This window comes from Pseudomonas sp. PvP100 (assembly GCF_017833055.1).
In the GTDB taxonomy this organism is placed as follows: Bacteria; Pseudomonadota; Gammaproteobacteria; order Pseudomonadales; family Pseudomonadaceae; genus Aquipseudomonas; species Aquipseudomonas syringae.
In genome coordinates, this window is sequence record NZ_JAFIBO010000001.1 from 845,028 (window position 1) to 857,545 (window position 12,518).

12 protein-coding genes are annotated in these 12,518 nt (G+C 59.0%); 7 read left to right on the plus strand and 5 right to left on the minus strand.

Annotated features, from left to right (window positions below):
* Positions 1–70: 70 nt before the first annotated feature.
* Positions 71–646: a GNAT family N-acetyltransferase gene (locus tag JOE39_RS03650; protein WP_024665287.1), complete on the minus strand. Its 576-nt coding sequence runs from the start codon at positions 644–646 to the stop codon at positions 71–73.
* A 301-nt stretch (positions 647–947) separates the two neighbouring features.
* Between JOE39_RS03650 and brnQ the strand changes: the two genes are divergently transcribed.
* The gene (brnQ, locus tag JOE39_RS03655) at positions 948–2,261 is read left to right on the plus strand and encodes a branched-chain amino acid transport system II carrier protein (protein WP_004410338.1); all 1,314 of its coding nucleotides are present in this window, start codon (positions 948–950) and stop codon (positions 2,259–2,261) included.
* A 93-nt stretch (positions 2,262–2,354) separates the two neighbouring features.
* Here the strand turns inward: brnQ and JOE39_RS03660 are convergent, their stop codons facing one another.
* A complete protein-coding gene (locus JOE39_RS03660; RefSeq protein WP_002552985.1) occupies positions 2,355–2,615 on the minus strand; it encodes a lipoprotein in 261 nt (86 codons plus the stop codon).
* A 312-nt stretch (positions 2,616–2,927) separates the two neighbouring features.
* Here JOE39_RS03660 and htpG point away from each other — a divergent pair, with 312 nt between their 5' ends.
* Both htpG and JOE39_RS03670 read left to right on the plus strand, forming a co-directional pair.
* Entirely contained in the window at positions 2,928–4,835 is a 1,908-nt protein-coding gene (htpG, locus tag JOE39_RS03665) for a molecular chaperone HtpG (protein WP_003394582.1), read from the plus strand.
* 90 nt (positions 4,836–4,925) lie between these two features.
* Positions 4,926–5,654, plus strand: a complete 729-nt coding sequence (locus JOE39_RS03670) for a dienelactone hydrolase family protein (RefSeq protein WP_003316567.1) — start codon at positions 4,926–4,928, stop codon at positions 5,652–5,654.
* A 252-nt stretch (positions 5,655–5,906) separates the two neighbouring features.
* Here the strand turns inward: JOE39_RS03670 and fabB are convergent, their stop codons facing one another.
* From fabB to JOE39_RS03685, 3 genes are all read right to left on the minus strand, one after another.
* Positions 5,907–7,130 carry a beta-ketoacyl-ACP synthase I gene (gene fabB / locus JOE39_RS03675; RefSeq protein ID WP_003394585.1) on the minus strand — a complete coding sequence of 408 codons (1,224 nt, stop codon included), beginning with the start codon at positions 7,128–7,130 and terminating at the stop codon, positions 5,907–5,909.
* 10 nt (positions 7,131–7,140) lie between these two features.
* Positions 7,141–7,656: a 3-hydroxyacyl-[acyl-carrier-protein] dehydratase FabA gene (gene fabA / locus JOE39_RS03680; RefSeq protein ID WP_003316569.1), complete on the minus strand. Its 516-nt coding sequence runs from the start codon at positions 7,654–7,656 to the stop codon at positions 7,141–7,143.
* A 221-nt stretch (positions 7,657–7,877) separates the two neighbouring features.
* The gene (locus JOE39_RS03685) at positions 7,878–9,815 is read right to left on the minus strand and encodes an ATP-binding protein (RefSeq protein WP_024665630.1); all 1,938 of its coding nucleotides are present in this window, start codon (positions 9,813–9,815) and stop codon (positions 7,878–7,880) included.
* Between the two features lie 286 nt (positions 9,816–10,101).
* On the opposite strand from JOE39_RS03685, the gene JOE39_RS03690 reads away from it, so the two are divergent.
* From JOE39_RS03690 to JOE39_RS03705, 4 genes are all read left to right on the plus strand, one after another.
* The gene (locus JOE39_RS03690; RefSeq protein ID WP_003394589.1) at positions 10,102–11,127 is read left to right on the plus strand and encodes an NAD(P)H-dependent glycerol-3-phosphate dehydrogenase; all 1,026 of its coding nucleotides are present in this window, start codon (positions 10,102–10,104) and stop codon (positions 11,125–11,127) included.
* Positions 11,128–11,151: 24 nt separating this feature from the next.
* Positions 11,152–11,496, plus strand: a complete 345-nt coding sequence (locus JOE39_RS03695; protein ID WP_210077885.1) for a DUF4389 domain-containing protein — start codon at positions 11,152–11,154, stop codon at positions 11,494–11,496.
* The gene (gene sixA / locus JOE39_RS03700; RefSeq protein ID WP_058445122.1) at positions 11,493–11,948 is read left to right on the plus strand and encodes a phosphohistidine phosphatase SixA; all 456 of its coding nucleotides are present in this window, start codon (positions 11,493–11,495) and stop codon (positions 11,946–11,948) included. Before JOE39_RS03695 ends, sixA begins: the two co-directional genes overlap by 4 nt.
* A 62-nt stretch (positions 11,949–12,010) precedes the next feature.
* The gene (locus tag JOE39_RS03705) at positions 12,011–12,454 is read left to right on the plus strand and encodes a hotdog fold thioesterase (protein ID WP_003343540.1); all 444 of its coding nucleotides are present in this window, start codon (positions 12,011–12,013) and stop codon (positions 12,452–12,454) included.
* The last annotated feature ends 64 nt before the right edge of the window (positions 12,455–12,518 follow it).

Below are 12,518 nucleotides of genomic sequence, written 5' to 3' on the forward strand. Positions count from 1 at the left end.
AGCCACCTTCGGGTGGCTTTTGTTTGGGCGTCTGAAAAAGGCCGCGGGGGCGTTCTGGTCCTGTGTTCTCCTATCGATTGTTGTTCATCTGCCATTCCTGGCGGGTCAATTCCCATATCTGCTCCTGGGTGGTCCCGCAAACAAACTGCGCTTCCTGCACAGTCACAAGACGCATGCCTTCACGCCGCGACAGGCGGCACGACGCTTCATTCAAGGCCGATTTGGCTACACGCAAAACAGGACGTTTCAAGGTTTCAAACCAGAAACGGTCGATGGCCACGCAGACCTCCGACATCAGGCCCAGCCCCTGATAGGGTGGAGATAGCCAGAACCCGCGATTGTTGTCTGGCTCATCCATCATGCACGCGGCACCGATCAGATGATCCTGCTCGCCGCAAAGACGAATCGACCAGTGCCACTCTTCACCGTCCTGCATGGCTGGCAGGGCGTCCTCGCGAAGATAACGCAGCGCTTCTCCGTCAGGGTAGGGCCAGGGCACATGGTGGGTCAGATAACGCACCACTTCCCACTGGTTGAACAGGTGTTGCATCGCCGCGGCGTCTTCAAGCTGCAAGGGCCGCAGGACCAGGCGCGGCGTATACAGGGTCGGCGTGAGTATCGCGCTCAGATGGGTGATGTCAGGCATGGAAATAAGCTGCCGGGTATAGAGAGGAGGGCCAATCTATCCGCTAGGAAACGCCTGGTCTGTCAGGCATTTCTGGTTTTACAGCGGCTTTTGCAACTGCCAGTTCAAGGTGCGTCGTCGGGTTGCTCGCCCTGAGACAGTGCATTTTCGAGCGAAGTTGGCTACCCTGTCCGCCGTTTTTGCGTTGCCCTCACGAGGGGCGTTTCGCAAGGTACTGCCACGTCTTACGCCGACGGGCTGCGTCTGCCCCATTCATGGGTGACGTCCCATCCCTTATTTCGATTCCGTGTGGTCCCTCGTAATGAAAGTGTTGAAAGGCCAGGACATCCTGGCACTCGGTTTTATGACATTTGCCCTGTTCGTCGGGGCTGGCAACATCATCTTCCCCCCCATAGTGGGTCTGCAGGCCGGGCCGCATGTCTGGATGGCGGCGCTGGGCTTTCTGGTCACCGCAGTTGGCTTGCCGGTCATTACCGTGATTGCTCTGGCCAGGGTCGGGGGCGCGATGGATGCCCTGAGCAGTCCGATTGGCAAGATCGCCGGCGGGGCGCTCGCTGCCGTCTGCTATCTGGCGGTCGGTCCATTGTTCGCCACGCCACGTACCGCCACGGTCTCGTTCGAAGTCGGGCTTGCGCCTCTGACCGGCGACACGCCGATGGCGTTGTTCCTCTACAGTCTGGTGTATTTTCTGGTGGTGTTCTGGGTGTCGCTGTACCCGGGGCGCCTGCTCGATACCGTCGGGCGCTTTCTGGCGCCGCTGAAGATCATCGCGCTGGCGGTACTGGGCATCGCGGCATTCGCCTTGCCGGCAGGCGGAATAGGGGAGGCAGAGCCGGCGTACGCCGTAGCGCCATTTTCCCAGGGCTTCATCAATGGCTACCTGACCATGGACACGCTGGGGGCGCTTGTCTTCGGTATCGTCATCGTCAACGCGATCCGCTCTCGCGGTGTCGAATCGCCCCGTCTGATCACGCGCTACGCGATCATTGCCGGGCTGATCGCCGGGGTCGGGTTGGCGCTGGTGTATGTCAGTCTATTTCGCCTAGGTTCCGGCAGCCACGCCGTGGCCGCAGGTGCCAGCAATGGCGCAGCGGTTCTGCATGCCTACGTACAGCACACCTTCGGTTCGCTGGGCAGCGGTTTTCTTGCCGTACTGATTTCCCTGGCGTGTCTGGTCACTGCAGTAGGCCTGACCTGTGCCTGCGCCGAATACTTTGCCAAGGTGCTGCCGCTGTCCTACAGAACGCTGGTAATTATTCTCGCGGTGTTCTCGTTGCTGGTGTCCAATCTCGGGTTGACCAAACTGATCCAGTTTTCGATTCCGGTGCTCACGGCGATTTATCCGCCGTGCATCGTTCTGGTCGCGCTGAGCTTCTGCAAAGAGCTCTGGCAGAGCCAGGGACGTGTGGTGGCACCCGTGATGCTGGTTTCTCTGGTATTCGGCCTGATCGATGCGCTGAAGGGCGCTGGTTTCGCCGATGCTCTGCCGGATGTTTTGAGCCATCTGCCGCTGGGTGATCAGGGGCTTGCGTGGCTGGTGCCTGCTGTTGTCACACTTGCGGTTGCAGTGGTGGTCGACAGGGTCATGGGCAAGCGCAGCGAGGCGCTGGCTTGAAGGCCCGGCTTTAGACGATTGCGCAGGAAAAATCGTGTTGCATGAAAAGGCCCGCTATAAGCGGGCCTTTTTAGTTCTGCGAGCGTGTCAGCCTTACTTGGTGGCTGGTGCTGCTTCTGGCGCCTTGTTGGCGTTTTCATTGGTGCGCTGCTGAGCGGCTTCAGCGTTCTTCTGAGCGGCTTCCTGGCTTTCCTTGGCCGCGTCATTCACTTTTTCCTGAGCCTTTTCCATCGACTCCTGGGACTGCTGAGCTGCCTTGTTGGCATCTTGCTGAGTGTTTTCGGACTTTTTGTCACAGGCGGCAAGGCCCAGGGTGGCAGAAAGCATCAAGGCATAGGCTAAAGATTTACGCATGGGGTGTTTCTCCTTATTAAGTATTCACGAGCCTAAGAGCCTGCCCCCGAGGGTTAAGTTCCACCCGTGACGACAATAATGGAGGGGGCCGTTTCACTGTCGTTACAGGCTGATGCAGGCGGCCTGATGATGAGTCGTTTCTGCGAGCCCCAGGCAGGCTGTTTCGCCTCGTGCCCGGTGAGCGAAAAACGCTCCAGGCATCATAGCTCTTGAAATCCCCGACCCAGCCCCCACCTTGATGACTACCCGCTGTCACACAGGCTGCTGCCTGACCGTGACGGCTTATACCATCCAGATCGGAGTTTGATGATTATGAGTGTGGAAACTCAAAAGGAAACCCTGGGCTTCCAGACCGAGGTAAAGCAACTGCTGCACCTCATGATCCATTCGCTGTATTCCAACAAGGAAATTTTCCTTCGCGAATTGATCTCGAACGCGTCTGACGCGGTCGACAAATTGCGTTTTGAAGCGTTGTCCACGCCCGAGTTGCTGGAAGGCGGCGCGGAGCTGAAAATTCGTGTGAGCTTCGACAAGGACGCGAAGACCGTTACGCTTGAAGACAACGGCATCGGTATGAGCCGTGAAGACGTGATCACCCACCTGGGCACGATCGCCAAGTCCGGTACCGCCGATTTCATGAAAAACCTGTCCGGCGACCAGAAGAAGGATTCGCACCTGATCGGTCAGTTCGGCGTGGGCTTCTACTCGGCGTTCATCGTTGCCGATCAGGTCGAAGTGTTCAGTCGTCGTGCCGGCACGCCAGCGAGCGAAGGTGTGTACTGGTCTTCCAAGGGCGAAGGCGAGTTCGAAGTCGCCACCGTCGACAAGGCTGATCGTGGCACCCGTATTGTTCTGCACCTGAAAAACGGTGAAGAAGAGTTCGCTGACGGCTACCGCCTGCGCAACATCATCAAGAAATACTCCGACCATATTGCCTTGCCGATCGAGCTGCCCAAAGAGCAGCCTCCGGCAGCCGAAGGCGAGGAGGCTCCGGCGCTGGAGTGGGAAACCGTCAACCGCGCCAGCGCACTCTGGACCCGTCCGCGCACCGAGGTGAAGGACGAGGAGTACCAGGAATTCTACAAGCACGTCGCGCACGACTACGAGAACCCGCTGAGCTGGGGCCACAACAAGGTCGAAGGCAAGCTGGAATACACCTCGCTGCTGTACGTGCCTGCGCGTGCGCCGTTCGATCTGTATCAGCGTGAAGCACCGCGTGGTCTCAAGCTCTACGTGCAGCGCGTGTTCGTGATGGATCAGGCCGAGTCGTTCCTGCCGCTGTACATGCGCTTCGTCAAGGGCGTGGTCGACTCCAACGATCTGTCGCTGAACGTTTCCCGTGAAATCCTGCAGAAAGATCCGATCATCGACTCGATGAAGTCGGCGCTGACCAAGCGTGTGCTGGACATGCTGGAGAAGCTGGCGAAAAACGAGCCCGAGAAGTACAAGGGTTTCTGGAAGAACTTCGGTCAGGTCCTCAAGGAAGGTCCGGCAGAAGACTTCGCCAACAAGGAAAAAATCGCCGGTCTGCTGCGTTTCGCATCGACGTCCGACGACAGCGGCGAACAGAGCGTTTCTCTGGCCGAGTACCTGGCGCGTGCCAAGGAAGGTCAGGACAAGATTTACTACCTCACTGGCGAATCCTACGCACAGGTCAAGAACAGCCCGCACCTTGAGGTCTTCCGCAAGAAAGGCATCGAAGTGTTGTTGCTCACCGATCGTATCGACGAGTGGCTGATGAGCTACCTGAGCGACTTCGACGGCAAGGGCTTTGTGGATGTGGCGCGTGGTGACCTGGATCTGGGCAAGCTTGACTCCGAAGAGGACAAGAAGGCTCAGGAAGAGATCGCCAAGGACAAGGAAGGCCTGATCGAGCGCCTGAAAGCCGCGCTGGGTGAGTCGGTGAGCGAAGTGCGGGTTTCCCATCGTCTGACCGATTCGCCTGCGATCCTGGCCATTGGCGAGCAGGATATGGGTCTGCAGATGCGTCAGATTCTGGAAGCAAGCGGGCAGAAGGTGCCGGATTCCAAGCCTATCTTCGAATTCAACCCTGCGCACCCGTTGATCAGCAAGCTCGATGCCGAACAGAGCGAAGACCGCTTCGGCGATCTGTCGCACATCCTGTTCGATCAGGCCGCGCTGGCCGCCGGTGACAGCCTCAAGGATCCGGCCGCTTACGTGCGCCGTCTGAACAAGTTGCTGGTAGAACTGTCGGTTTGATAGCCGGTTGACAAGAAACCCGCCTCGGCGGGTTTTTTGTTTCAGTTCCCGCGACACGTCCTTCATCTCTCCAACGATCAGGAGTCAGTAATGAGCAGCAATATCGAAATTCGTTCTGTGGTCTATCAGATTGATGGTCAGCCTTATGAAAGCCGTCTGGTGTACGACACAAAAGCTACTGCTGCACAGCCGGGTCTGTTGATGGCGCCTAACTGGATGGGTGTCAGCAAGGGTGCCGAAGACATTGCCAAAGCAGTCGCAGCCGAGGGCTATGTAGTGTTGCTGGCTGACCTGTATGGTCAGCAGATTCGTCCAGGTAACAATGACGAGGCGGGCGCTGCCATGACGCCGCTCAAGAACGATCGCGGCCTGCTGCGCAAGCGTATGCAGGCAGGGCTCGACCAGTTGTTGGGCCAGGGCGGTGCGTCTCTGGACTCAAGCAAAATCGCAACCTTCGGCTTCTGCTTCGGCGGCTGCTGCTCTCTGGAGCTTGCGCGTACCGGTGCCGAACTGAAAGCCGCGATCTCCTTCCACGGCACGCTGGACACACCCAACCCGGCTGACGCCAAAAACATCAAGGGCTCGGTGCTGGTCCTGCACGGTGCTTCTGACCCATTGGTGCCGAAAGAGCAACTGCCGGCTTTCGAAGACGAGATGAACGCCGCTGGCGTGGACTGGCAACTGTACAGCTACGGCGGTGCATTCCACTCCTTCACCGATCCGCACGCCAACGTGCCGGGCATGATGATGTACGACGCCAAAGTATCGAGCCGCGCGTTCAAGTCGATGCATGATTTGCTGAAAGAAGTGTTCGGCTGAAGGAACAACGATCTTCCCCTAAGGCGTGCCGGATGACACTACCGTTCCGTGGGCATGCCGGTCCGGACGCTCTGCGTCCTCTTGCGACGCAGAGCGTCGTGAACTGAATTCCCACGCTGGAGTGGTGTGAACGATCGGTGTTCTGAAGATCCATCGTCCCCCCAGATATACCGAAGAACGCTAGCCACGTTTTTCCGACTCACAAAAAAGGCGCCTCGAAAGGCGCCTTCTTTGTTTGTGGCAAAAGCAGTATTACTTGCCCGCCCAGCGCTTCAAGACCAGCGTGGCGTTGGTGCCACCGAAACCGAAGCTGTTGCTCATGACCAGATCGAGCTTGGCGTCTTCCTTGGTTTTGAGCAGGATAGGCATGTCGGCAACCACCGGGTCCAGCTCTTCGATGTTGGCCGAACCTGCGATGAAGTTGTTCTCCATCATCAGCAGGCAGTAGATCGCTTCGTGGACACCTGCGGCGCCCAGCGAGTGGCCCGACAGGCTTTTGGTGGAGCTGATCGCCGGAGCGTTGGCGCCGAATACTTCGCGCACACCTTCCATTTCCTTGGCGTCGCCGACCGGGGTCGAGGTGCCGTGGGTGTTGATGTAGTCAATGGCGCCGGAGTCGATGTCGCCCAAGGCCATCTTCATGCAACGAATGGCACCTTCACCGCTGGGTGCGACCATGTCGTAGCCATCGGAGGTCGCGCCGTAACCGACGATTTCTGCGTAGATCTTCGCGCCACGCGCCAAGGCGTGTTCGAGTTCTTCGACCACCACCATGCCGCCACCACCAGCAATGACGAAACCGTCACGCTTGGCGTCGTAGGCACGCGAGGCTTTATCCGGCGTTTCGTTGTACTGGGTGGACAGTGCGCCCATCGCGTCGAACAGGAACGACTGGCTCCAGTGCTCTTCTTCGCCGCCACCGGCAAAGACGATGTCCTGTTTGCCCAGCTGGATCTGCTCGACAGCGTTGCCGATGCAGTGTGCGCTGGTGGCGCAGGCGGACGAGATGGAGTAGTTCACACCCTTGATCTTGAATGGTGTGGCCAGGCAGGCCGAAACGGTGCTGCCCATCGTCCGCGTGACGCGGTAGGGGCCAACGCGCTTGACGCCTTTCTCACGCAAGGTATCCAGCGCTTCCATCTGGTTCAGGGTCGAGGCGCCGCCGCTGCCGGCGATCAGGCCGGTACGCACGTTGGAAACCTGCTCTTCGGTCAGGCCCGAATCGGTGATAGCGTCTTTCATCGCCAGGTAGGCATAGGCTGCCGCATGGCCGACGAAGCGGAAGATCTTGCGATCGATCAGCTCTTCCAGATTCAGGTCGATGGAGCCGGAAACCTGGCTGCGCAGACCCATTTCGGCATATTCCGGGTTGAAGCGGATGCCAGGGCGGTTAGCACGCAGGTTAGCGGTGACGGTCTCTTTGTCATTGCCCAAGCAGGAAACAATACCCAGACCAGTGATAACGACGCGGCGCATGCGAGTACCCTTAGAAATTTTCAGTGGAAGTGAACACGCCGACCCGGAGGCCTTCGGCGGTATAGATTTCGCGACCGTCGACACTCACTGAACCGTCGGCGATGGCCAGGTTCAGCTTGCCCTTGAGGACGCGCTTGATGTGGATGTTGTAAGTGACTTTCTTGGCGGTAGGCAGAACCTGACCGAAAAACTTCACTTCGCCTGAACCCAGGGCACGGCCACGGCCGGGATTGCCCTGCCAGCCAAGATAGAAGCCGACCAGCTGCCACATGGCGTCGAGGCCCAGGCATCCAGGCATGACCGGATCACCTTCGAAGTGGCAGGCAAAGAACCACAGGTCCGGATTGATATCCAGTTCGGCGACCAACTCACCTTTGCCGAACTTGCCGCCCTCATCGCTGATGTGCGTGATGCGATCAACCATCAGCATGTTGGGGGCGGGCAGTTGCGCATTACCTGGGCCGAACAGCTCGCCACGACTGCAGCGCAGCAGGTCTTCCCGGGTAAAGGCGTGTTGTTTGGTCATGCGAGCTCCTCAATAATCTTGTGCGGCAGGTTGTGGCGCCACTGGCCCGAACGCCAGTCCTGGCGCGCTAATTTCGCCAGGACCCTGTCCGGCAGCCTACTCATAGACTGTTGCGTTGTAATGAAAGTCACAGCGCAGGTGAAATCAAGGTACACCTGTACACTGAATTTTGTCATTCAGCCGATTTTGCTGGCCGATCTGGATGCCAAGACTGCCGCAATTTAACATTTATCGCCAGTCACAGGTGCTTCAAAGGACAGCCAGCGCTGCAAAACCTGCTGTAAATCAGCATGTTTGAACGGTTTGGGCAGGTAATCATCCATCCCTGCCTGCAAACAGGCGTCCCGATCACCCTGTAGCGCGTTGGCGGTCAGGGCAATGATTGGGATTCGCTCCAGCCCGGAAAGTTGCCTGATTCGACGGGTGGCCTCATAGCCGTCCATGACCGGCAGTCGGCAATCCATCAGAATCAACGCGTGATTGCCTGCGCTTGCCTTCGCCACTGCTTCGGCACCGTCGACAGCGATGTCGACCTCGCACCCCAGATTACGCAACATGGCCTGCACCACGGTGCGGTTCACCGGGTTGTCTTCGACCAGCAAGATGCTGCGCTCCCGGCCGTGTGAGTCGAGTGTCGACAGCGGCTTGGCAATAGCCACCGAAGCGTCGCGCGAGACGGGCAGGGGGATCTGCAGCGTGAATAATGAGCCGGACCCTTCCTCGCTCTCGGCGTGCAAGGTACCGCCCATGCGTTCGGCCAGAGTCCGCGCAATCGGCAGCCCCAGCCCCGTGCCGCCGTAACGTCTGGAAATAGAGCTGTCGGCCTGCTTGAACGCATCGAACATCGATTCCAGTCGCTCGGCGTCGATACCGATGCCGCTGTCCTGTACCGCACAGGTAAAGTGCAGCAGCTCATCGTCGAGCATTGCCCACCTGGCGTCGACGCAGACCTTGCCTTGCTCGGTGAATTTAAGCGCGTTGCCGATCAGGTTCACCAGAATCTGGCGAATGCGGGTCGGGTCGCCTATGACGTTCAAGGTCTCCAGGCCTGGCTGAATATGCAGTTCCAGCAGCAGCGTGCGTTGCGCGGCGCTGTGGTTGAAGGCGTGGGTCGAGGCGCTGACCAGTTCCGCCAGGTTGAACGGTATGCCTTCCATCTGCAGGGCATCGCGCTCGATGCGGGAAAAGTCGAGGATATCGTTGATGACCCGCAGCAGATGCTCGGTGGATTCGGTCGCCAGCGTCGCATACTCGCTCTGCTCATGGGTCATGTGCGTGGTTTCCAGCAGCTGCAGCATGCCCAGTACACCGTTCATTGGCGTACGCAGCTCGTGACTCATCATGGCCAGAAAATCAGATTTGGCGCGGTTGGCCTGCTCGGCTTCTTCCCGGGTCTGGATCAGCTGTGCCACCGAGCGCTGCTGCTCGAGGCTGGCGCGGTGCAGGTTCTCTGCCAGGTTGTTGATGTGCCGTGCCAGCGCGCCCAGTTCGGCGTCGTCGCTGACCGGCATGGGCGTGTGGTAATCGCCCTGTTGAATCGCCTTGAGCGCTTCGCCCATATCACTGATGGGCCTGGACAGGCTCAAAGCCAGGCTACGCGCCAGCAGAAAGGCGAACAGCAAAGCGACCATCGCCAGGACGCCAGCCTTGAGCAGTATCTCCTGCTGACGTCGACTGAATGCTTCGCTGGACATGCCCACCAGCACCCGCCCCAGATAACGCTGTGAAGCGCCCTGCGCGGGTTGGCTTTTTCCTGGGGCAGGCGTGCCGGGATTGCCGTGAATGGTGGTGCGCTGCGGCTGAACGGGGGCCAGGAACACTTCCATCTGCCGGGCCTGCTGCTCGTTGTCGCGCGGCTGGTCTATGTAGATCACGGCGGTATTGGAGCTATCCTGAATTTCCACATAGCGAACGCTGGGCATGGACAGGGTGGCGCGCATCAGCGCCTTGAGCCCCTCGATATCACCCGTGGTCACGCCCGGCTCGACCGCGGTCGCCAGCTGATTGGCGATCAGCTGCCCGGTGTGATTGAGCTCCTGACGCAGATCCTGAATACGCACGAAAGTAAAAAAGCTGATCAGCAAAGCCGTCAGCAACAGGGCAGGGCCAAGGCTGATGATCTGCGTGCGGGTATTGATGTCCCAGTGCCGAAACTTCATCGGCTGTGCGCCTCGCGCGCAAGGCACTGCTGAGGTTGTTCGATTGATGCGTCCATGCCTGTTTGCCCGGTGGTCGCGAATCGGTCAGGCTGCACAAGGCAGGGCCGGCCATCACGATGATTCATGCTGTGCGCGCATGTTAACCGAGATGGCGCGTGTTTCCAGCGAACTTGTTTGATTGATGCTGTCCTGACTGCGTAACGGATCAGCTTTGTCGCTAGCTGATAACGTGTTGCTCCGTATAATGATCACATCGCCACTTGAATGGCTCTGGATGGATAGTTTTATGACCACACAGCAACCCGTCGCGGTGCTTGGCGGTGGCAGCTTCGGTACGGCCATTGCCAATCTGCTGGCCGAGAACGGCCATCAGGTTCGTCAATGGATGCGCGATCCGGAGCAGGCTGAGGCCATTCGCGTCAATCGTGAAAACCCCCGTTACCTCAAAGGCATCAAGGTTCGTCCTGAAGTCGAACCGGTCACCGACCTGACGGCGGTGCTCGACGCCAGTGAACTGATCTTCGTCGCCTTGCCATCGAGTGCCTTGCGCTCGGTGCTGTCGCCTCACGTCGAGCGCCTGAATGGCAAGATGCTGGTGAGCCTGACCAAGGGTATCGAAGCGCAGAGCTTCAAGCTGATGAGTCAGATCCTCGAAGAGATCGTCCCGCAAGCGCGTATCGGCGTGTTGTCCGGGCCCAATCTGGCGCGGGAAATCGCCGAGCATGCGTTGACCGCAACGGTGGTTGCCAGCGAAGACGAGGCGTTGTGTCAGGAGGTTCAGGCGGCATTGCACGGGCGCACCTTTCGCGTCTATGCCAGCAATGACCGGTTTGGCGTCGAGCTGGGCGGGGCACTGAAGAACGTTTACGCAATCATTGCCGGCATGGCGGTGGCGCTGGACATGGGCGAAAACACCAAGAGCATGCTGATCACCCGGGCGCTGGCGGAAATGACCCGTTTCGCGGTCAGCCAGGGTGCCAACCCGATGACCTTTCTCGGCCTGGCCGGGGTGGGCGATCTCATCGTCACCTGTTCCTCGCCGAAAAGCCGCAACTATCAGGTCGGGTTTGCCTTGGGCCAGGGGCTGACGCTGGAAGAGGCGGTCACACGCCTGGGCGAGGTGGCCGAGGGTGTGAACACCCTCAAGGTGCTCAAGGTCAAAGCGCAGGAAGTGCAGGTCTATATGCCATTGGTCGCCGGGCTGCACGCGATTCTTTTTGAAGGCCGTACGCTCAGCCAGGTCATTGAGGCGCTGATGCGGGCCGAGCCCAAGACGGACGTCGATTTCATTTCGATTACCGGCTTTAATTGAATTCAGTCTGATCAGGAGAAGGTCTTGAACGAGTCGAAAATCCAGCACAACGAATCGATCCTGCTGCGCATTCTGTGGATGCTGCTGTTTCTGGGCGTATGGCACGTTGCCCAGATCATTCTGGCGGGCGTGGTGCTGGTGCAACTGGTCTACCGCCTGATTCACGGTGCGCCGAATGGTGGCCTGATGAACTTCGGCGACAGCATCAGCCAGTACCTGGCGCAGATCGGTCGTTTCGGGACGTTTCACAGCGACCATAAACCCTGGCCTTTTGGCGACTGGCCAGCACCGCGTGCGCCCGAAGGCGAGGTGCCTCATCATGTCCCGCCAACGGTACAGCCGGTGCGCGATGAGGAACCAAAGCCATGAAGGTCTGGGTATTGCGTCATGGCGAAGCGCAGTCGCGGGCGCGCAGTGATGCCGAGCGCGAGTTGACTGCACATGGGCGTGAGGAGGTGCTGAAAAGTGCACTGCAACTGACGGACAAGCCTGTGCGACGGATCATCGCCAGCCCCTATGTGCGTGCACAACAGACTGCCGAACTGGTGCGTCAGTCATTGGCCTTCGATGGCTCGATCGTCACCGCACCCTGGCTTACACCCGAAAGCAGCCCGCTTGAGGTGCTGGCGCAACTGGACAAGCTGGGTATCGATGAAGTGCTGCTGGTCAGCCATCAGCCTTTGGTGGGCGAGCTGATCGGGGTATTGGCACACGGCAGTCCGCGACAGGCCGAGCCGATGAGCACTGCCAGTCTTGCCGAGCTGGAAGGCGAGTTTGTAGTGGCAGGCGGGATGCGCCTCAACAGCGTCAGGCACGTCTGAACGGTCTGTACGCGCAATGAATAACCGCCGCGAATGCGGCTCTCCCTGGAAAAGGATTCAGCATGAGCATATGGCGTCAGGCTCCCGATATCGAAGCCCTTATGGCGGCTCAAAAAAACACCATTGGTGAAGTGCTGGACATTCGCTTCGAGTCTTTCACCGATGACTCCCTCACGGCCAGCATGGTGGTCGATCAACGTACCCACCAGCCTTTCGGGCTGCTGCACGGCGGCGCATCCGTGGTCCTGGCGGAGTCGCTGGGGTCAATGGCCAGTTACCTGATCGTCGACCCGAGCAAGTATTTTTGCGTCGGGCTGGAGGTCAACGCCAACCATTTGCGTGGTGTGCGTAGCGGGCGTGTCACCGGTGTGGTCAGGCCTGTGCACATAGGCCGGACCACTCATGTATGGGACATCCGCATCAGCAACGACGAAGGCAAGCCAAGCTGCATTTCGCGCTTGACGGTGGCCGTCGTAGCGCATGGCAAAGAGCCTCCAGTCAATTGAGTGTTCTCAGCTATTAATCCCTCTGCTTAAGCCAAGGCTCTCTTCAGGCAGTCTTTTGGTTTTC

What these genes read in the sequence shown, in the direction of transcription:
- JOE39_RS03650 (WP_024665287.1), bottom strand. Translation starts at nt 646, where the DNA reads ATGCCTGACATCACCCATCTGAGCGCGATACTCACGCCGACCCTGTAT.
- brnQ (WP_004410338.1), top strand. Translation starts at nt 948, where the DNA reads ATGAAAGTGTTGAAAGGCCAGGACATCCTGGCACTCGGTTTTATGACA.
- JOE39_RS03660 (WP_002552985.1), bottom strand. Translation starts at nt 2,615, where the DNA reads ATGCGTAAATCTTTAGCCTATGCCTTGATGCTTTCTGCCACCCTGGGC.
- htpG (WP_003394582.1), top strand. Translation starts at nt 2,928, where the DNA reads ATGAGTGTGGAAACTCAAAAGGAAACCCTGGGCTTCCAGACCGAGGTA.
- JOE39_RS03670 (WP_003316567.1), top strand. Translation starts at nt 4,926, where the DNA reads ATGAGCAGCAATATCGAAATTCGTTCTGTGGTCTATCAGATTGATGGT.
- fabB (WP_003394585.1), bottom strand. Translation starts at nt 7,130, where the DNA reads ATGCGCCGCGTCGTTATCACTGGTCTGGGTATTGTTTCCTGCTTGGGC.
- fabA (WP_003316569.1), bottom strand. Translation starts at nt 7,656, where the DNA reads ATGACCAAACAACACGCCTTTACCCGGGAAGACCTGCTGCGCTGCAGT.
- JOE39_RS03685 (WP_024665630.1), bottom strand. Translation starts at nt 9,815, where the DNA reads ATGAAGTTTCGGCACTGGGACATCAATACCCGCACGCAGATCATCAGC.
- JOE39_RS03690 (WP_003394589.1), top strand. Translation starts at nt 10,102, where the DNA reads ATGACCACACAGCAACCCGTCGCGGTGCTTGGCGGTGGCAGCTTCGGT.
- sixA (WP_058445122.1), top strand. Translation starts at nt 11,493, where the DNA reads ATGAAGGTCTGGGTATTGCGTCATGGCGAAGCGCAGTCGCGGGCGCGC.
- JOE39_RS03705 (WP_003343540.1), top strand. Translation starts at nt 12,011, where the DNA reads ATGAGCATATGGCGTCAGGCTCCCGATATCGAAGCCCTTATGGCGGCT.